We start from the raw sequence: 20,238 nt of genomic DNA on the forward strand, positions 1-20,238 counted from the left end.
CAAATAGAGCGATCTATTTGGGCTTTTTTGTGTTTGTCGTTCTCAAGAGCTCGATTTGTGTGAACAAAACTTTTCAATTCAATGAGGCTTTCAACCGATCACATGTAAGCAACGTGATATTCGTTCTCTCGATACGCTTGAGTGTTGTTACGTCCACTCTCTTTTGCTTGATAAAGCGCTTTGTCGGCTTTATCGATAGCGGTTTCAATGTCAGTCAGTGCTTGAGCATGGCAACAACCAGCGCTGATTGTTACTGGCGACACTAAGCCTTGAAGTTGCTCAACACATAACCGTAACGCCTCTGATAATTCGAATAACTCATGTTCATCACAATCAAACGTCACCAAAATAAACTCTTCACCGCCATAGCGTGCAATCAAACGACGACGGTTAACAAATCTCTTCAGTGATTTTGCGACCTCACAGATAACCCTATCGCCTTGAGCATGACCATATTGATCGTTCACCCGCTTGAAATGGTCAATATCCAGCAAAATGACACCGACATTCGTTATCGGATAAGGTGACTTCTGAGTAATTTTCAGTTTTAGCTGCTCGATAAAACTCCGTCGGCTAGGAAGGCCTGTGAGGTAATCGAGGCTCGCAACATCCAATATTTTGAGATGACGATGCCGCAGGTAAAGCACCAGAACAACAATGATACTCAGTAGACTAACAACCAACGTCATCAAACTTGCCAACAATAAGCTGTGGTTCTTGTTGAGCTCTTGTTCTAAGACACCAGCAGAAATAACCCAATTAAGATACGGATAAAACTTGTAGAAGATGTTTTTACTCGTCGTGCCATCTGCCGTAGAGATAGAGTATCTAAAGTGACCTTCAGGTTCATCGACGACTTTATCGATAAGCAACTCTGAAGAGTCATCAATCAAGGTTTTTAAGTGCTCGTGTTCAAAGTTAGGTTGAAGGACTAACGTGCCTTGTAAATCAACGATATATACATAGCCACTATCGCCATACGAGTACTTTCTCAATTTGTCTTTAAGTGCTTCGAGATCAACCAGGTACATCAGTTCATCTTTATAGGTGGTCGCCACCAATGTATTGCCACTCGGTAGCCTCACTGAATATGCGACCTTCGCACGCTTGCCAACTTCATGTGGATTGGCGTGCGAGTATTGGGTCATTCCAGACTGTAAGCTCAGTTGTTGTTGAATATGGGTTAAATGCGCGCGATTTTTCCCTTGTAAAAACGGGTGATATAGATGAATACCTTGTGGTGACATCAGGTAGATATAACCAGACTCTCCAATCACCAATTCGTTGGCAATTCGAATGACTTCTTCAACTTCTTGTTCTGGAGAGACACGCAGTGCGTGAGAGGCGACGGTATCAGTCACACCTTTTAGATAGGTTTTGATCGCTTCGTTGACTGTGGTGTCTACGATGTCGTAACTCGCGTTCACAATAGTACGAAAGAAGAATTGGTTGGAATCTAATAATGATTCTTTCGTCCGGTTGAATTGAACAGCAGAGAGGATCAGAGAAACTACGGCCAGCACAATTGAGAAACTAAGAATGTATTTACGTCTGACTTTCAAGATTACCCCATAGCTTTCTAATTTTAGGTAACGCTATTTTTTGTTATAGGCAGACTGTTTTATATCATACTTATCTTTTTTACTGAACGAGTGTCGATATTCTGAGAGGTTTCTATACGCAATCTGTGACTTATAGCAAAAACGCCGAACTGGATTCAGTTCGGCGTTTTAATTTTACGCTTCAGTCATGTATTTAAATCAAACTAAGGTATTGATAAATAAACTTAAAATCATTCTCATTCGTTATCTATGAATACATAATCTAGCGTTAGATTAAGAACAAACCTGAGTCCAGCTACCATCACTGCCCGGTTCAGAACTTGTCCACCAGTTTGCTTGGTAAATACTGCCGTTGTGAACCACTTGGTCACCTGTGTTTGCATGGCTTGGATTACCTGCCCAATCTTTCTGAGGTAAGTCTGGGTAAACCGCTAAACCTGCCGTATCACATGTACCTGGATTGGTGCCACCATCGCCAGGGTTACCGCCACCTGAACTGATATCACCTAATGGTAGATCTGGCTGCTCGAAGCTAAACGCGTAATCAACGCCACCGACATTCACCGCGTAGTTAGCAGGGCCAGAAATTGGCAAGTAATACACCATGTCTAACTCATACACACCGCCAGCAGGAAGCTCTTCCCATGTCGGCAACGTAAACGCCACTCGGTGCATGGTTCCATCTAGTCCACCGATGTTATCCGCGCGAGTATGACCTGAAGCAATCACGGTCAAACCACCACCCGATTGATCTTTCGCGTTATCAGGTGCAGATACTGGGATATCGAATTGGAACTCAGTTCCACCCGGAAGAGCTTGCCCTGTGTTGTTCGTGAACGTGATCTTAGGGTTGATTGGGTAGTTTTGGTCACCGACTTTGAAGCCACCAACCGATACCGCGATATCTAGCGCTTCTGTTGGAATAGCACCCGTCGCTACTTTGTTTCCATATGGTGTTGCAGACTTAAACTTATCGTAGATAGCTTTCGTCATGGTGTTACCCATGTGGAACTCACCGTTACCGCTGTTACACGCTTGTTCGGTCGTATCGATAGACGTTCGGTTGCCATTCGCATCGAGAACATAACAGTTATAATCCCCTGCTAGTTCCCAGAACATAATGCCGCCGATCTCTTTGTCGATAACGTAGTCCGCTTTCACGTCGATAGACTGTTTATCTTCTGTTGAAAGGAATACGCCCTTCTCTGCGTTCCACAACCAAGGGGCAACCGCCACACTGTCGTAGTTTCTCGTGTAAGTGCCCGTTAGAACATCTGAAGGATCATTCACAGGATCAAGCTTGTAAGCTTCAGCGTAAGAGCCCCAAATACCCTTCTCTAGGTTCTTCGCGTGCCACATAGGGTTAGAACCCGCGCCCATTTCGTTACCTTTTGGATCGGTATCGTGCCACATGTTGTCGATACCAATAGCGCCATGGCCACAGTTGTTTTTCTCGCCTTCACCCGTACCCGCTGAACATTCAGATTGGTTTGGCAGTGCTGCTCGGCCCCAAAGACCATTCTCACCACCCGTTACGCCTTGCCAACCACGAGTGTAGTAAGGCACACCGATGTTAATACGTCCTGCTGGCATAGAACCACGGAAGTAATGGTAAGCCCAATCCGTGTTCAGATAACCAATACCACCGTAAGCCGCCGTGTCGTATACGTTCCACTGCGCTAGCTCTGAATCTTTACCCGTATCAAACAAGGCTGCGTTATGACCTACGTGATCGTTCCACGCACCGTGAAGGTCGTAAGACATGATGTTTACGTAATCGAGGTACTTGGTTACATCGAATGTTTCCATACCGCGTAATAGGTAACCAGAAGAAGGCGCTGCGATCGTTAACATGTAGTGATTGCCATCTTGCGCAGACGCCGCATCGAGCTTCTCACGTAGCACTTTCATCAACACTTGGTACGAAGCCCACAGGTATTGACGACGTGGTTCCATGAAGTCTTTGTCGTATGGATTACCGGCACCCGCCATTGAGGTTGGGTATTCGTAATCGATATCTAGACCATCGAACTGGTACTTACGCAGCATTTCGACCGCTGAAGTCGCGAATGTTTCGATACCTTGATGGTTGATAGAACCATCAGCATTGGTCGTCATGGTGTAGAAACCACCATCAGCCACGCGGCTGCCATCAGTCGCGAAGTGACCACCTGTTTCAGCCCAACCACCGATTGAGATTAACGTTTTCACGCCGTGTTTTTTCTTCGCTGTCGCTAATGCACCGAAGTGACCTTTGAAGCCTAATGCCGGATCAACTTCCACACCCGGCCACTCTTTACCAACCGCTGCGTTATTTGGATCGTTTACATCACCGACGTTTACTTTGCCATCTGAACCGATGCTCACGAAAGCGTAGTTAATGTGTGTGAGTTGTTCCCAAGGAATATCATTTACTAGGTAAGCAGCTTGTGGGTCATCCCCTGCACGCCAACTTGTGAAGTAACCAATGACACGACGGGGATGGTCTGCACCCATTTTCTCACGGCCTTCATCATCGTAAATTGTACAGTAAGGAACATCGACACCTTGAGTTTGATATAAGCCATCAGGGCGACATGTGCTCACTGTTGGAGCGCCGTTCACGGTCAAAGATGCCAACGCAGAATCTGCAGTCGCACCTTGGTCGTCTGTTGCTTTCGCGTAAACCGCTAAAGAACCCGCTTGAGTTGTTGTGTAATCTAACGTGTAAGGGCTCGTTGCAGCAGTGCCCACAAGAGCACCCGCTACGTAGAAATCAACCTTATCAACCGTGCCATCGCTATCTGCTGCCGTTGCTGTCAGTGTGACTACACCACCAACATCAACAGATGTCACTGAAAGTGCAACTGAAACTGTCGGTGCTTCATTCCCTGGTTGTGCTGAATCAACAGAAACAGAAACCGCACTTGCAACACTTGCTGCGCCTTCATTATCCGTTGCAACAACAGAAACCTGATGATTACCCGACGTTGCAGCCCAAGTCGCTTCGAAAGGTGCCGCTGTGACTACCGCAACAGATGCGCCATCAACAAAGAACTCAACCGAAGCCACACTGCCATCAGAATCTAGTGCTGTTGCACTCAATACAACATTATCGCCTTCAGTAATCACGTCAGAAGCAGAGGGTGCCGTTAATGAAGCCGTTGGTACTTCATTTGGCGTACCGCCACCTCCGCCACCACTACACACATCAATCTTTTTCCATTGTGCATAGTCACCCTCAAATTGGCTCGGGTTGTTATTTTGATTCCAGTAATTCGCTGAGTACGCGCTGCCGTCATGTGAAACCTGATCACCACCGGTGTACACCGTGGCGGAATCCCACGCTTCTAACGTTGAACAATCCACAGCCGCGTAGCTGTTGAACGCCATTAAGCATGACGCGGTGAGAGTACTGAGTGTAAAAACCTTCTTGGCCACTCTTCCTTGGTTTAGGTGCATGTTAGCTGTCCCTTAAGTTATTGTTTCAAGATGCTTAATTTAAGTGTCATATTTCTCATCACTTAAATCTCTTCGCAAAACAACTGTAGGTAACAGTGCCAATTTAACACCTAAAATATTCGATATTTATAAAATGACTCGCATTAATTTGTTTATAGCATGCAATGAGTCGACACTTATTTTGCACGAACAACTAATATTAAATTTATTTCGGTACGCTAAAAAATATCGCCTAATTCGTATCCTTAATTACAAAACTCTATTCATATCTGCTTTATTTGTTCGTTCTGAAATTTCGTTTTAAAACTAACCAAAAGGGATTGATTTCGCCGTAGAACTGATTTCTTTTCTAAATTTGCCCACTTTTTCTTAACAATTGTGGTAGTATCGCGGATTTTTTTGACGAGCCTCACATTTCCAATGCAAGTGTGGGAGAAATACATAGGCTCGAAAGAGCCAAATATAGCGAAGAAATAATGTCCAACTTGACGCAAGTCGCCAACGAAAACATCAACGCAGAATCTACTTCTATCGATTTCAATAAAGCTCAATCTTTGGGTGAAAAACTGGAACTCGGAAACCCAGTCTTTTGGCTTAGTGGCAGTTTTTTAACCCTCTTTGTCATCCTAGCCTTCACCAACACCTCCGTGTTGTCCGAACTTGTAAACATCGGCTTTAGTTATTCAACTAAGTGGTTCGGTGCTTTCTGGCAAGTCCTACTACTTCTCAACTTCATTATCGGTTTAGTGCTTGCACTAGGTCGCACCGGCCACGTTCGCTTAGGAACGCTTGCCCTACCTGAAATGACCACCTTTAAATGGATGTCTATCGTCCTATGTACGCTGCTAGCCGGCGGTGGTGTGTTCTGGGCAGCCGCAGAGCCTATCGCTCACTTTGTTTCAGCTCCGCCACTGTATGGCAACGCAGATCCTCAAGCGATGGCGTTCAATGCTCTATCACAATCTTTCATGCACTGGGGTTTCCTTGCATGGGCAATCTTAGGTGGTTTGTCTTCCATCGTGTTAATGCACTTGCATTACGACAAAGGCCTTCCTCTTAAGCCTCGCACTCTGCTTTACCCAGTACTTGGCGACAAAGCGATTAACAGTTGGGTTGGTAACGTTGTCGACGCATGCAGCATCGTGGCTGTAGCCGCAGGTACTATCGGCCCTATCGGCTTCCTTGGCCTACAAATCAGCTACGCACTGAGCGAACTGTTTGGCATTTCAGACAGCTTTGCAACTCAAAGTGTTGTTATTATCTTTGCTATCGCAATGTACACGCTTTCTGCTTTGAGCGGCGTGAACAAAGGTATCCAACTGGTAAGCCGTTACAACATCATCTTGTCTGTGTGTCTAATCGGCTACATCCTTCTTGTTGGCCCAACGAGCTTCATCGTTGATGGCTACCTGCAAGGTATGGGCGAAATGGTTGATAACTTCATCCCAATGGCGCTATACCGCCAAGATACAGCGTGGCTAGGTGGTTGGACGGTATTCTTCTGGGGTTGGTTCTTAGGTTATGGCCCAATGATGGCTATCTTCATTGCTCGCATCTCACGTGGCCGTACTATTCGCCAAATGATCGTTTCTATCAGCATCGTTGCACCGCTTGTAACGTGTTTCTGGTTCAGCATCGTTGGTGGTAGCGGTTTAGCGTTTGAATTAGAGAGCCCAGGTGTGATTTCTAGTGCGTTCGAAGGCTTCAACCTTCCGGCGGTTCTTCTAGCAATTACCGCGCAACTGCCGTTCCCAACTCTGATTGCAATTCTGTTCCTGATCCTGACGACCACGTTCATCGTGACAACAGGTGACTCAATGACTTACACCATCAGTGTGGTAATGACGGGTACGACAGAGCCAAACGCAGCGGTACGTACTTTCTGGGGTATCATCATGGGTGCGGTAGCGATCGCACTTATCTCAATGGGTTCAGGCGGCATCTCCGCTCTACAGTCGTTCATTGTAATCACAGCAGTTCCGGTATCGTTTATCTTGCTCCCGTGTCTATGGCACGCGCCGAAGATCGCGAAGCAGATGGCAAGAGATCAAGGTATCGCTTAATACCTGACCCGATTTAGTTTCGGGTAGCGTAGAACACTAAAAAGCCACTCAAGTGATTCACCTGAGTGGCTTTGTTTTATCTGTTCGTTACTTCTATCTACGAAGCTTATTTCAACCGATAGTTCGGCTTATTGAAACTTTTCACCCGCAGCAACCATAAACGACATCTCAACCAGTAGCTCAGGATTAGCAAGTTCTGCTTTCACGCATGCACGGCTTGGCGCGCAGCCTTCAGGGAACCACGCTTCCCAAACTTCATTGAGTGCATCAAAGTTAGCGAAATCCGTGAGATAAATAGTCACTGACAATACGCGAGATTTGTCGCTGTCTACCAAACTCATCATTTCTTCGGCTTGTTCGAAGATTTGCTGAACCTGACTCTTAATTCCTGCTGTTGTATCCGTCTCTGCCACTTCCACAAAGCTTGCAATACCGTTAAAAACAGTTACATCAGACCAACGTTTGGTCGGGTTAATTCTATGAATTTTCACTGGTTATACTCTTCTTATAATTAGGGTGAACATCAGCGTAATCTAATCCAAATCGCGAATATTGAAAACAAAAATTGGAAAACTCGCGGTACCTTTTGAACAGCACTATCGCTTCCCCCATTGCTTTGGTTCTCAACATCACTAGCCTTTAAGCCCCTATCGAGACAATAAGTCGCCACGTGTCAAATCTCTAGATAAATATATTAATTATTATTCTCAATGCGAAATTTAATCTGAACTCTTGCGGTCATATTCAAGGATTTTATTAAATGGAGTACTTTTATGCATGTTCAAACCTATGATTTAAAACAGAGTAATGTGGGATATAACCTTGGAGTGGTTGGAGTAGCATTAGTGCTCGCTTGGATTGGAATTTATAAGTTTACGCCAACTGAAGCGATGCTCATTGAACCGCTAATCGCGAATCATCCTGCAATGAACTGGCTTTACAATCTGTTCTCAGTACAAGCTGTGTCTAACATGGTGGGTGGCGCGGAGATCATCGTCGCGATTGGATTGATCGTTGGATTTAAGAAGCCGACAGTAGCTTTCTACTCAGGCATTGCTGCATCGGCTATCTTTGTTGTGACACTTAGCTTCCTGGTTACAACGCCAAACGCTTGGAAAGTATCGGATGGCATCTTAGTCACTAACTTCTTCCTAGTGAAAGATATCCTGTTTTTGGCTATCGCGATTAGCGTAATCGAACATAACAAACCTCAGAAGTAACCGTAAATCTAGAAGTGGCCAAACCTAGAAGTAACCTTAAACCTTTAAATAAAAAGACTCGAAGCTGGCTAGAAGGACGCTGCCAGCTTCTAATGTATAAGGCACTGATAGTCACCTAGTCAGCTAAAACCTTACGATAAAAATTAGCATCTTGATGTTCTCCTTTAAACACCGCGTAGCTCTCAACATACTCGACCAATTCAAAACCGGTATTGGATAAGATTTTGTTGGAACCGATATTGCCCACTAACGCATAGGCATCAACATATTTAAGGTTGGTCTGTTCCTCCAAATAGAGTAGAAACTGCTTTACTGCGTTAGACGCAATGCCTTTTGAAGCAAAGGAACGACCTACTCGATACCCTAGCTCTCCACTATGGGCGATCTGGTCGATATCGCGGATGTTGATTCTTCCACAGACAGTGCCATTGGCATCTTTGATCAACATAGGAATCATCTCACCATTCTCGTATTCAGTTAGAAAGCTGGTGATTTGCTCGGTCACACCTGCATTTGAATAGAAGCTATCACCCCTAACTGGAATAAATTGCTCAAACCACTCTCGATTTTCGACCTCAAAATCCAAAAGCGCACTCGCGTCATTCGGTTGAAGTAAGTGTAAAAATACATCCATGACAAATACTCTAATGTTTCCCTAAAAAGCCGCACCTTATGATTCATGAACCACGGCTTATTAATACGGTTACGGTAAACCTCTCAATTTCTTGGCTGGGTTACCTGCGTAGATACCTTTTTCGGTGATGTCTTTCGTTACCACACTGCCCGCGCCGATTACTGCACCTTCGCAAATGCTGACAGACAGAACCGTAGCGTTAGAACCGATCGTGACGTTGTCAGCTATCAAGGTACGCCCCCAACTTTCAGGATTAGGATCTGGCTTGCCCTCTTTGAATAAGTCGTTGGCAAACATGACTCCGTGACCAACAAAGCAGTCACTTCCAATGGTCACATACTCACAGATAAAGGTGTGAGATTGAATCTTGCTTCTCGCACCTATCACGGTGTTCTTTTGAATCTCAACAAAGGGGCCAACGAACACATCATCTTTAAGCTCACAGCCATAAACGTTACTTGGCTCGATGATAGTGACATTCTCGCCACAGGTAATATCAGTAATCTGTGACTTTAATACTCTTGGACTTGCCATACTTCACTTCCTCTCGACATTAGCGTCACAATTCAACCTAAGAGATTGTGCCGTAAGCATTAAAGTGCAGCAAATAGATATGTTGAGAGTTGGCAATGGATCAGAAATTCTGCATAAATTAAAACAGTCCTACCAGCACAAGTGACAACTGCACCCCACCGATAAAACTTGGGGCGTGGAATGGCTGAGCTTTAGATCTAACGTACTCTTTTTGAAGATCTTCTTGGTAAGTTTTAACGGCGAGTTCTTTTACGTAGTTATTTTGCATAATAAGCTCCTTCTTAATCAGTAAGAGAAGCTTAAGACTTGAAGTTAGGTTGAGGTAAAGCAAAAAATCAGATTAATTGAACACTTTATTTTTGTTACTCGAGGATTACCCTGAACACATCGTTATTCACGCCGCCAACATCTACTAACTCTCCCGGTTTCATTAGAAGCGAGGTGTTAAGCTGTCGTGTTGAACGTGGCTCTTTTGTTTCTCGAATCACTAACATATCGACAAAATAGCCAGAGTCTTTCTTTGATATTGAGCCCGAAAACGTAACGCTTTCAACCCTATCGGCAAGGACTGAATTGAATGTTTTATCCTCTAAAACACCTGCGGCGATGGATGTATCACCATAAAATAGCGTGATGGTTGTTGGGTCGGGTACCAACTCTTGATTGGACGAACACCCTATTAGGGTAAGGCATAGCAGTAAAATGGCTCGAAATTGCATAAACTGGTTTTCTTTATTACGTTAAGCGTCTGTTTTTCATATTAAAACACTTCAACCTTATAAATACCATGTTTACGGGATAAGCTTAGGTGTGTCGCTTCGATGGACTTGAGTAATGAAGTGAACGGATCAGATCTCGGCCTGTTGAGTTTGCTCCCTATTTGGAAGCTAAACCGAGATCTGATCGATATTATCGAGAAGGGTTCAATTGATTTATGCAACAACGTCTTGTGGAGGTGTCCCTTCACAGTTAGAAACGACAGCATCAATTTGTACTAAAGCATTCATTGGGATTTCTGAAACCCCTACTACCGTTCTTGCAGGCAGCTCAGCATTAAAGAATGTGGTGTAGACTTCGTTTACCACATCAATATCTGAAATATCCTTAAGTTGAATATTAATTTTCACCGTATCGTCCATGCTATGGTCAACGCTTTCAATTATCGCCTTAATATTGTTTAAACATTGTTCCGCTTGTTCTTTTACCCCGCCAGCAACGATTTCATTTGTTTTCGGATCTAAAGGTAATTGGGCTGAAATATGATTGTAGTGAGAGAAAGCAACAGTATGCGAATAAGGCATGAATGGTGCAGAAACAGTATTATTGGTTTCAATAACCAGTAAGCGAGTGTCTTCTGGTAATTGCGGCGGTGTACCGTCGCCATGTGAAATGGATGTATCAATTTGAATTAAAGCACCCATTGGTAATTCAGCTGCGTTAACAACAGTACGAGCAGGAACGTAGCTTGGGAAGAATTTAGCACATACTTCATTTACCACTTCCGCATCTGCGATATTTTTTAGGTAGATAGTCGTTTTAACCACATCATTCATGACGTGTCCGATGCTTTCTAAAATAGCTTTAATGTTTGATAGACATTGCGCTGTTTGCGCTTTGATACCACCATCAACCAACTCACCTGTGGCTACATCTATAGGCAACTGAGCTGAAAGATTGTTGTAGTGAGAAAAGGCTGCAGTCTGCGTAGACACAGCACTTTGAGGTGCGTTATCCGTATTTCTTGAGACCTTAATTAGCGTGCAAGGAGCTTGTGGTTTAGTGCCTTCACCGTTAGAAATGAGAGCATCCATTTGAACCAGCGCATCGCTGTTTGTCAGTGCAGCGACACCCACGACAGTGCGTGTTGGCAGACTGTTGTGGAAGAAGCTTTTGTAAACTTCATCAATAGCATCGATATCAGAAATATTCTTAACGAAAACATGAATCTTCACGACATCATCCATAACATGGTCGATGCTTTCAACAATCGCTTTAATATTATTCAAACATTGTGCTGCTTGATCTTTAATATCACCGATGACTATTTCACCCGTTTTAGGGTCAATCGGAAGTTGAGCAGAAAAGTTGTTATAATGAGAAAAAGCGACCGTTTGTGTAGATACAGAATTAATTGGCGCGTTTTCAGTGTTTCTTGAAATTTTAATGATATCGCTACTCATCGGTATTATCCTTTTAATAAAATAGGTATACGTATTTATATTTAACAATCGTATTTGGAAGAATGATTAAAGTAGCGCCATGTTAAGTGAATTATTTTAGGGTAAACGTGATACCCGTCAGACTCTAAGGTGACTATAAATCAGCAAGTTACAGAATAATTAGTCATCAAACGACTAATTATCCGTCGTGCTAGGCTTTATCAACTGCTAAATTATCTTTAATTTTAAGTCTATTCAATAATCCTGAATACTCTCTCTGATAGTACGGTGAGTAATTCCAGAATTTTAGATAATATTTGATAGGTTGTTCACACTAAAACTTCGTTAATAGCTAAGTTAGTGAGTTTCTCCCCTATACCTGTGCATAAACTCTTAGGCTATTTAATTAATTATTTTCGAGAGCTTATTTTATATAAGTACGTTAATAATATATTCGAGAATCAAATACCTACAATCTGACAATGCCTATGATTAGATACATTTACTCATATAATTCAACAAATATGAGCAATCGTCACCATAGCTTTTGGCATTATAGCTCTCAACACATAGTTTCGTTGAAAGAAGAACTAAACCGCTCTTGGAGTAGTATTGAAGTGGCGCTTAAATTCGCGACTGAATTGGGATGGGCTAGAATAGCCGACTCGACGTGCAGCATCGCTGATTCGAAGGCCTTCTAGTTGAATCAGCTCTTTGGCTTTGTTGAGCCTGACCTTCTTCAAATATTGAAGTGGTGACTCAAACGTCACATTACGAAATGCATTGTGAAAGGCAGACACACTCATGTTGGCTTCGTCAGCAAGCGATTGAACAGTGATGGTTTGGTCGTACTCTTCATGCACTTTAGACAGCGCTTTGGCAACACGTGCGTAATGGCCATCATGATGAGCTAAATCAAACAGCACACGCCCTTCTGAACCGGTTAATGCGCGGTAGACAATCTCCGTTACCATGGCATCGCCCAATATGTTGGCCTCAATGTCGCAATGCAGCGTTTTCACCAATCGGGTAAAGCTCTCTAGCATTTGCTCTTCCATTGGCGTCGATTCTAAGCCACTCGAGTTCTGTTTGTGCTTGTTGCAGTAGCTCTCTAAGAAGCCTTGATCTTCGAGCTTTTTGACTAAGCTATGCAAGCGTTGAGAATCAATGCTAATCGACAAGCCAAGCAATGGTTCGCCATTTACAGGCAAGGCTTCGCACTCCAATGGCATTGGCACGCCTACCACAAGGTAATCACCAGCCGCGTAAGTAACGGGTCTGTCGCCAATATAGATGTTCTTTTTACCCTGCCCTAGCATGATAATACCCGACTGGTAAGTGAATGGCTGACGCTGATTACCGCCACTGCTTCTATACAACCACACACCGCCAATTTCAGTTTCTCTGATCCCTTCGAGATCATCCCAACCTTTGTGTTCTACATAAGACTGTAACAACTGCGCGAGTGTTTTCATAAGTGGCGACTTTCCATTCCAAGTGCTAAGAGTAAGTAAGCTAAAGCAGAGGAAGAATATCAAGTTTGTAGAAATAGGCAATTTATTTGGAGGAACAGCTCTTCATTGACCTAGATTACTGTACTAATATGCAAATATAGAAATTAAGCAATCAGATAAAATAACAAATTGAGCTTTACACAAGGAATCTCTAATGCAATTTACTTATGTTAACCCTACAGTTATCCACTTCGGCCAAGGCCAAATCAACGCTATCAGCCAAGCGGTTGATACTTCGAAGAAAGTACTAGTCATCTACGGTGGCGGTTCAATCAAAAGCAACGGTGTTTACGACCAAGTTGTCGCTTCTCTAAAGGATCACGCTTGGATTGAGTTCGCTGGTGTTGAAGCTAACCCAACGAAAGAGACGCTAGACAAAGCCGTCGCTCTTGTTAAAGAAGAAAACGTAGAATTCATTATCGCTGTTGGCGGTGGTTCGGTAATCGACGGTTCTAAGTACGTTGCTGCAGCGGCTAAATACGACGGCGACGGTTGGGATATCCTAGCGGGTAAACACCAAGTAACCGAAGCGACACCAATTGGTGCGGTACTGACACTTCCTGCGACAGGTTCTGAATCTAACATGGGTGCGGTAATCACTCGTAAAGAGACTCAAGAGAAACTGGCGTTCATGAACCCTGCAGTACAACCTAAGTTTGCGGTTATGGACCCAGACGTAATGAAGTCTCTGCCAGAGCGCCAACTGATCAACGGTCTAGTTGATGCATGGGTTCACGTATGTGAGCAATACATCACAATGCCAACAGATGCGATGGTTCAAGACGGTTACGCAGAAACACTGCTTAAGAACCTACTTGTACTGGGTAAGCAATACGACGAGCGTGACAACGACGCTTGGCGTGCAAACCTAATGTGGACAGCAAACCAAGCGCTTAACGGCCTGATTGGTACGGGTGTTCCTCAAGATTGGGCAACACACATGATTGGCCACGAATTCACTGCGCTATGGCATGTAGATCACGCACGTTCGCTTGCGATTGTTCAACCTTCACTACTTCGTAATCAAATCGAAGCGAAGCGTGGTAAGCTAGAGCAAATGGGTCGTAACGTATTTGGCCTAGAAGCGGGTGCTGATTTAGCCGAGCGTACAATCGCTGCAATCGAAGCCTTCTACCACAGCCTAGACGTTCCAACCATGTTCGACGGTTACGAAGCAACTAAAGCGGAAGCAATCGACAACGTTGTTGCTCAACTTGAATCACACGGTTACCTGCAACTTGGCGAAAACCAAGCAATCACGCCAGAGAAAACGCGTGAGATTTTAGAGTCTGCGATTCACTAAGAATTGCTAAAGTAGAGAGAAAGCAAAGGCAATGGTCACACAAAGATGATTTTTTACATCTGACTGAACCCATTACTTATTTCTTTCGTACAACAGAAGCAGCGTTCATTTTGGGCGCTGCTTTTTAATTTGCCCTACAAGATGCTATTAAATTCTCATAAGTCCTTAATTTTATGTGCATTCAGATTTCTATATTGGTAAGGTAAACCTGTCTCTTTACTAGGTATGAACAACGATTTGAACAATCTCAAGGAAATGGTTAAGTTTAAGTCACTTAACAAGTGGTATGGTGATTTTCATGCCCTAAAGGATATCGATTTAAATATTGAACAAGGAGAGATAGTGGTGATTTGCGGGCCATCAGGTTCGGGTAAATCAACCTTAATCCGTTGTATCAATCAGCTAGAACCTTTCGAAAGTGGCGAGCTTTCCGTGTTAGAACAAGTACTTCCGAGTAAATTTAACACACCAGGCCAAGTCGGAATGGTGTTTCAGCATTTTCATTTATTCCCCCATCTTACCGTGCTTGAAAACCTTACTCTTTCTCCAATTCGTACGCTTAAAAAAAGCAAACAAGAAGCCGAAAAGATAGCAATGCACTATCTCGAGCGTGTGCACATTGCAGAACAAGCCAACAAATACCCAGTGCAACTTTCTGGCGGCCAGCAACAACGTGTGGCTATCGCCCGTTCTCTGTGTATGAAGCCGGAATTACTCTTGTTCGATGAACCCACTTCAGCGCTTGATCCGGAGATGATCAACGAAGTACTCGATGTGATGGTTGAACTGGCGAGCGAAGGCATCACCATGGTGTGTGTGACCCACGAAATGGGCTTTGCAAAACAAGTGGCCGACCGCGTTATCTTCATGGATGAAGGACAAATTGTGGAATCGAATACTCCACAATCGCTTTTTGAAACCCCTCAACATGAACGTACTCAAGCGTTCCTAAATCAGATCCTGACTTATTGATGTTGATTCGAATTATTAAACCCGCCCTATCTGCTTTGGTACAGATTGTTGTACTGGCGGCTGCTGTTGTTTGGATTCTCGACTCTGGTGCACAAACCATGGGATACAGCTGGCAATGGGAGCGTGTGCCGGACTATATTGCTTTCTATGAAGATGGTGAATGGTGGCCTGCAGAATTAGTTGAAGGGCTACTAGTTACCATCAATATCTCTTTGATTTCTTTGGTTGCAACGCTGGTGATTGGCTTAACCACAGCCCTATTGCGAAACTCCAATTCGGTGGTTGGACGCACCTTAGCCACCAGCTATGTTGAGTTGATTCGTAACACGCCGTTATTAGTACAAATTTATTTGCTCTATTTTGTATTTGGCCCCGTATTAGGGCTCGATCGCTTTAGTACTGCCGTTTTAGCCTTGGCACTTTTCCAAGGCGCTTACACCGCCGAAATCTTCCGTGCTGGTTTAAATGGTATTGCGAGAGGACAATTTGAAGCAGCTCAATCTTTGGGTTTATCAAAGACCTATACTTACTGGGATGTGATTCTTCCTCAGGTGGTGCAACGCACCTTGCCACCTTTGACTAATGAAGTGATCTCTCTTATCAAAAACTCTTCGATTGTGAGTGTCATGGCTATCTTTGACCTAACAACCGAAGCCAGAAACATAGTTTCTGAAACCGCGATGCCATTTGAGATTTGGTTCTCTGTGGCGATCATTTACCTTGCACTTACACTTTCACTTTCTGCCGTTGCAGCTTGGCTTGAGCATAAGCTCGGAGCTAACTGGCGAACACAATAAGGATTTATCAGCATGAAGCTATTTAAAACCGCAATTACAGCCCTACTTGCGCTTGCCGTAAGTTTGCCTGCACTTGCTTCTGAAACGCCTAACCTCGATAAAATCAACGAACGTGGCTCACTGCGCGTTGGTATGTCGACATTTGTTCCTTGGGCGATGCGTAACAAACAAGGCGATCTCGTTGGCTTTGAAATCGACGTGGCGAAACGCCTTGCCGAAGATTCTGGTTGGAAAGTCGAATTTGTACCTACGGCATGGGACGGTATTATCCCTTCTCTATTATCGAAGAAGTTTGATGTGATCATCGGCGGTATGTCTATCACTGAAGCTCGTGCTAAAAGCGTATTGTTCACTGAACCTTACTCGCACTCTGGCGTTCAACTGGCGGCTAACAAAGAGCTAGCGGAAGGTTTTACTCAGATCTCTGATTTTGATTCTCGCCGCGTAAAAATTGCAGCACGTCGTGGAGCATTCACGGTTCAAGTCGCTCGTGAAACCTTCCCTAAAGCGAAAGTTCTGCAGTTCGATGACGATGCTCAAGCATTCCAAGAAGTGTTAAACGGCAACGCACACGCGGTTATCGCGTCTAGCCCGAAACCAGAACACGAAACGATCAAAAACGCAGACACGCTATTTATTCCATTTGAAGAGCGTCTATCAAAAGGTAACGAAGCATTTGCAGTTCGCCTAGGTGAAACTGACAAGGCAGAATTCTTCAACGAATGGATCAAAGCACGTACTGAAGACGGTTGGTTGAAAGAGCGTTACGAGTACTGGTTCTCTACTCTAGATTGGCAAGACCAGATTGCTCAAGGTCAGTAATCAGAACTTTTGCTAGTGAATCGAGGCAGTGCATTGTTTGCGCTGCCTTGTTAAAAACAACGAGATAGCTATGACCTCATAGCCACCTCTCACAACACATCAATTATTATCGTTTAAACAGGAATGACGTGAGTAGTACTAGCGCATTAACAACACCTAAGCCCAACGTTCATATGAAGCCTTGGTATCAACGCCTTAACCTTTTAGATGGTGTGTTACTAGCTGTCATTTGTGTGTTTGCAGGCTGGCTTTATTATCGTTCCGCTGTTGGTATTAACTACCAGTGGCGCTGGGAAGATGCGTTTACCCTGATTTTCATTCCGCCTTCTCAAGGCAATATTCCTTACTTTTTCCAAGGCTTGATCGCGACACTGCGCTTGAGTGTTTGGAGTATGGTGTTAGCACTCTCTTTTGGTACATTACTTGGCGTTGCAAGGCACTCTAAAATCACTTTCTTTCGTACCCCTGCACTGATTTTTATCCAGTTGGTTCGAAATATTCCGCCGCTGGTGTTTGTCTTCATATTCTATTTCTTCGTTTCTAACCAACTGATTCCATTACTTGGTTTAGAAAGTATCTTACGTGAACACAACGGCGAGATTAACGCTGTTCAAGCCTTTCTGTTTGGTCCTGCTAACCTTTGGGAAAACTTGGCGTCTGGTGTTATCTGTATTGGTTTGCTCTCTTCGGCTTACATCGCAGAAGTGATTCGAGCTGGCTTAGAAAGTATTCCTAAAGGGCAATGGGAAGCGGCCGATTCACTCGGCTTATCGGCGTTGTCTAAGTATCGATTTGTGGTTGGCCCGCAAGTATTAACGGCCATCACACCGCCTTTAGCAGGTCAGGCAATTTCTCTAGTAAAAGATACCTCGATTGTATCCCTGATTTCGATTCAAGAGATGACATTTGTTGGCACTGAAATGGCGAACTCTTCCAGTTTGATCTTCGAGATCTGGCTGATTGTTGGTGCGGTTTACTTCGCGTTATGTTTCACCCTTTCACGTATTTTCAAAGTCATTGAACAACGCTCGAGTGTTTACCTTAACCGCTAGTGTCATTGTTTATTTAGACGTGTATTCAAGCGTCTGTTATATGTCAACATAGCCACCTAAGTCATAATATTCATCCACTTACCCTGATTGGTTTAACTCATTGACCAATCAGGATTAATTGCTTGAAAACTCTCTACTGAAACACAGCAAACCCATCATTTAGTCACTATACTTGAAGTATCAAATTCCATTGGATCTTCTCAAGGACTTCACTCAACATGGACAATCATAAAGAAAGAGCTTTTTACGCCGTTGTCGGCGCATTAGTTGGAGACGCTGCTTCAATGGGGCTGCACTGGCTATATGACCAAGAGAGGATCTTACACGTAGCAGGTTTTGAGCCAGAATTTCGCTCACCGAATCAGTTCGATTACCAAGACAAGGGCTACTTTGCGCACCAAGGTAAAACCGCAGGCGAGCAATCGCAATATGGTGCTCAGCTATTAGCGATGGTCGACAGTTTAGTCGACAACCAACAGTACGATGAAGCGAGCTACATCAAGCACTTCCGATTCTGGTTTGATTTTGGTGGTAGTTGGCGAGGCTATATTGATAAAGCGACTCGTATGAGCTTGCTGAACATACATAAACTAGAGCTAACAGAAGCTCCAATCACAGCCTGTGGCGCTGATGACACCCAGCTACCTGCTGTTTCAAAGCTAATTCCTTTAGTGGCGTGTACTTACACCTCTCACACCTTACCGGCAATGGTAGAGAGTGCGGTACGAGTGACCAACAACAACGACAAAGCCGTGGAATGGGCACAAGCCATCACCTTATTGGTTCAAGCGGCAATTCAAGGCAACTCTCCACTGCAATCGGTAGAAATGGTGCGACAAACTTGTAGCAAGTTCATACACGATCAAATCGACGAAGCACTGGCTGATCCTGAGCTTTCGATTACAGATGCCGCGAAGAAGTTTGGATTGCATTGTGAACTGAGTGCCGCGTTCCCCTTGCTGATTCGCATTATTGCAGGTGCTCAGAGTTATCAACAAGGCATTCGCGACAACATCTTATGTGGTGGTGACAGCTGCGGTCGTGCGATTGTAATTGGCGCGGTATTAGCGGCGTGTTTCTACGAAGGAGATGGCGAAATTCCAACCGAATGGCTAAAACAAGTCGAACTCAATGGTGGCGTGCTGTCTTTGCCTATTGAGTGATTTCCACAACAACGAACTAGAGCCTGACATAAGACAAGCACACTTCTAGGTCGGATGTCGTTCCTATAAAGTTGGAACACACTGCGATAACTCATTCTTCAGCCAAACAACAAACGGGCTTTCTGGCTCTTCATGGTTGCTATCTTGCGTGAGCAATATGTACTGGTGACCAGAAGGTACGAAGCCAAACGGCGCGATCAAGTTACCTCTTTCAAGATCGTCGGCGACAAGTGGATAAGACCCAAGCGCTATGCCTAACCCATCGACAGCCGCCTGAAAGCAAAAGTAGAAGTGTGCAAATGTTTGGTTCGCTCGAGCTTTTGACCACTCTCCACCATTAACTTTATCTATAGTGATAGCACCCCAATGACTCCAAGCACCTGGCCGTGTACTGCTGTGCAGTAATTTCACATCATCTAAGTTATCTTTTACCTGCTGCCAATAACCCGGGGAACACACAGGGCCTACCCACTCTTCAACTAGTGGTATCTGTTCGTAACGCTCGGTTAATTTAAAGTCATCTCGGCGAATCGCCATATCGAGCCCTGTCGCATTCAAGTTCACAGGCCCACCAGCAGTCGACAATCGAACATCAATTCCGGATTCGTTATAGAAATCACCGAGTCGAGGCATTAACCAACGCATGGTCAATGTGGGTTCGCATGAAACTTCCAACGCTTGATGATTCAGCTGATTAAGCTTATGGACTCCAGTCTCCAAGGCTTGGAACGCTTGCTCTGTGTAACCTTTGAGTAATTCCCCTTCTTTGGTGAGACACACATTCCTGCCCTGTTTGTAGAACAAAACTTGGGATAAGTGATTTTCCAATACCTTGATCTGCTTACTCACCGCGCCATGTGTGATATTGAGTTTATCCGCCGCTTCACTGTAACTACTCGAATGCGCTGCTACGTGGAAAATATGAAATGCTTTCAAATGTCTCATGTGTGATTTTTTCTCACAAATAGGTGGAATTCATTTCGATTATAGGCAGCAATAAAA

General features: G+C 44.2%; 18 protein-coding genes. 8 read left to right on the forward strand and 10 right to left on the reverse strand.

Going from position 1 to position 20,238, the window contains the following annotated elements:
* Nucleotides 1–98: 98 nt before the first annotated feature.
* Nucleotides 99–1,562: a diguanylate cyclase domain-containing protein gene (locus tag AB4371_RS16545; RefSeq protein WP_372150354.1), complete on the reverse strand. Its 1,464-nt coding sequence runs from the start codon at nucleotides 1,560–1,562 to the stop codon at nucleotides 99–101.
* Nucleotides 1,563–1,835: 273 nt separating this feature from the next.
* The gene (locus AB4371_RS16550) at nucleotides 1,836–5,003 is read right to left on the reverse strand and encodes a chitinase C-terminal domain-containing protein (RefSeq protein ID WP_372082877.1); all 3,168 of its coding nucleotides are present in this window, start codon (nucleotides 5,001–5,003) and stop codon (nucleotides 1,836–1,838) included.
* Nucleotides 5,004–5,479: 476 nt separating this feature from the next.
* On the opposite strand from AB4371_RS16550, the gene AB4371_RS16555 reads away from it, so the two are divergent.
* Nucleotides 5,480–7,066, forward strand: a complete 1,587-nt coding sequence (locus AB4371_RS16555) for a BCCT family transporter (RefSeq protein WP_372150355.1) — start codon at nucleotides 5,480–5,482, stop codon at nucleotides 7,064–7,066.
* 128 nt (nucleotides 7,067–7,194) lie between these two features.
* On the opposite strand, the gene AB4371_RS16560 is transcribed toward AB4371_RS16555, so the two are convergent.
* Nucleotides 7,195–7,557, reverse strand: coding sequence for a RidA family protein (locus tag AB4371_RS16560; RefSeq protein WP_017062654.1), 363 nt, complete (start codon nucleotides 7,555–7,557; stop codon nucleotides 7,195–7,197).
* A 282-nt stretch (nucleotides 7,558–7,839) separates the two neighbouring features.
* Between AB4371_RS16560 and AB4371_RS16565 the strand changes: the two genes are divergently transcribed.
* Entirely contained in the window at nucleotides 7,840–8,286 is a 447-nt protein-coding gene (locus tag AB4371_RS16565) for a DUF417 family protein (RefSeq protein ID WP_017064470.1), read from the forward strand.
* Nucleotides 8,287–8,401: 115 nt separating this feature from the next.
* On the opposite strand, the gene AB4371_RS16570 is transcribed toward AB4371_RS16565, so the two are convergent.
* The 6 genes from AB4371_RS16570 to AB4371_RS16595 all read right to left on the reverse strand — a co-directional run bounded on the left by AB4371_RS16570 (nucleotide 8,402) and on the right by AB4371_RS16595 (nucleotide 13,088).
* Nucleotides 8,402–8,920, reverse strand: a complete 519-nt coding sequence (locus AB4371_RS16570; RefSeq protein WP_017062656.1) for a GNAT family N-acetyltransferase — start codon at nucleotides 8,918–8,920, stop codon at nucleotides 8,402–8,404.
* Between the two features lie 69 nt (nucleotides 8,921–8,989).
* The gene (locus AB4371_RS16575) at nucleotides 8,990–9,454 is read right to left on the reverse strand and encodes an acyltransferase (protein ID WP_017062657.1); all 465 of its coding nucleotides are present in this window, start codon (nucleotides 9,452–9,454) and stop codon (nucleotides 8,990–8,992) included.
* 118 nt (nucleotides 9,455–9,572) lie between these two features.
* Complete coding sequence (locus tag AB4371_RS16580; protein WP_372150356.1) at nucleotides 9,573–9,722, reverse strand: hypothetical protein; 150 nt, start codon at nucleotides 9,720–9,722, stop codon at nucleotides 9,573–9,575.
* Between the two features lie 94 nt (nucleotides 9,723–9,816).
* A complete protein-coding gene (locus AB4371_RS16585; protein WP_017062659.1) occupies nucleotides 9,817–10,173 on the reverse strand; it encodes a hypothetical protein in 357 nt (118 codons plus the stop codon).
* Nucleotides 10,174–10,386: 213 nt separating this feature from the next.
* Nucleotides 10,387–11,634, reverse strand: a complete 1,248-nt coding sequence (locus AB4371_RS16590; protein WP_372150357.1) for a RidA family protein — start codon at nucleotides 11,632–11,634, stop codon at nucleotides 10,387–10,389.
* Between the two features lie 569 nt (nucleotides 11,635–12,203).
* Nucleotides 12,204–13,088 carry an AraC family transcriptional regulator gene (locus tag AB4371_RS16595; RefSeq protein WP_017081508.1) on the reverse strand — a complete coding sequence of 295 codons (885 nt, stop codon included), beginning with the start codon at nucleotides 13,086–13,088 and terminating at the stop codon, nucleotides 12,204–12,206.
* A gap of 193 nt (nucleotides 13,089–13,281) precedes the next feature.
* Between AB4371_RS16595 and AB4371_RS16600 the strand changes: the two genes are divergently transcribed.
* The 6 genes from AB4371_RS16600 (at nucleotide 13,282) to AB4371_RS16625 (ending at nucleotide 19,236) form a co-directional block, all read left to right on the forward strand.
* Nucleotides 13,282–14,430, forward strand: a complete 1,149-nt coding sequence (locus AB4371_RS16600; protein ID WP_372150358.1) for an iron-containing alcohol dehydrogenase — start codon at nucleotides 13,282–13,284, stop codon at nucleotides 14,428–14,430.
* A gap of 225 nt (nucleotides 14,431–14,655) precedes the next feature.
* Nucleotides 14,656–15,402: an amino acid ABC transporter ATP-binding protein gene (locus tag AB4371_RS16605; RefSeq protein WP_102333483.1), complete on the forward strand. Its 747-nt coding sequence runs from the start codon at nucleotides 14,656–14,658 to the stop codon at nucleotides 15,400–15,402.
* Nucleotides 15,402–16,199 (forward strand): amino acid ABC transporter permease, encoded by a 798-nt coding sequence (locus AB4371_RS16610; RefSeq protein ID WP_372102936.1) that lies wholly within the window; start codon nucleotides 15,402–15,404, stop codon nucleotides 16,197–16,199. The genes AB4371_RS16605 and AB4371_RS16610 overlap by 1 nt, the downstream gene beginning before the upstream one ends.
* A gap of 12 nt (nucleotides 16,200–16,211) precedes the next feature.
* Nucleotides 16,212–17,021, forward strand: coding sequence for a transporter substrate-binding domain-containing protein (locus AB4371_RS16615; protein ID WP_012600468.1), 810 nt, complete (start codon nucleotides 16,212–16,214; stop codon nucleotides 17,019–17,021).
* Nucleotides 17,022–17,149: 128 nt separating this feature from the next.
* Nucleotides 17,150–18,073, forward strand: coding sequence for an amino acid ABC transporter permease (locus AB4371_RS16620; protein WP_372150359.1), 924 nt, complete (start codon nucleotides 17,150–17,152; stop codon nucleotides 18,071–18,073).
* 218 nt (nucleotides 18,074–18,291) lie between these two features.
* Nucleotides 18,292–19,236: an ADP-ribosylglycohydrolase family protein gene (locus AB4371_RS16625; RefSeq protein ID WP_372150360.1), complete on the forward strand. Its 945-nt coding sequence runs from the start codon at nucleotides 18,292–18,294 to the stop codon at nucleotides 19,234–19,236.
* Between the two features lie 63 nt (nucleotides 19,237–19,299).
* On the opposite strand, the gene AB4371_RS16630 is transcribed toward AB4371_RS16625, so the two are convergent.
* Nucleotides 19,300–20,181, reverse strand: coding sequence for a LysR substrate-binding domain-containing protein (locus AB4371_RS16630; protein ID WP_017062668.1), 882 nt, complete (start codon nucleotides 20,179–20,181; stop codon nucleotides 19,300–19,302).
* Between the last annotated feature and the right edge of the window lie 57 nt (nucleotides 20,182–20,238).

Origin of the sequence: Vibrio sp. 10N.261.51.A3 (genome assembly GCF_041471965.1) — a bacterium.
GTDB classification, from domain to species: domain Bacteria; phylum Pseudomonadota; class Gammaproteobacteria; order Enterobacterales; family Vibrionaceae; genus Vibrio; species Vibrio crassostreae_C.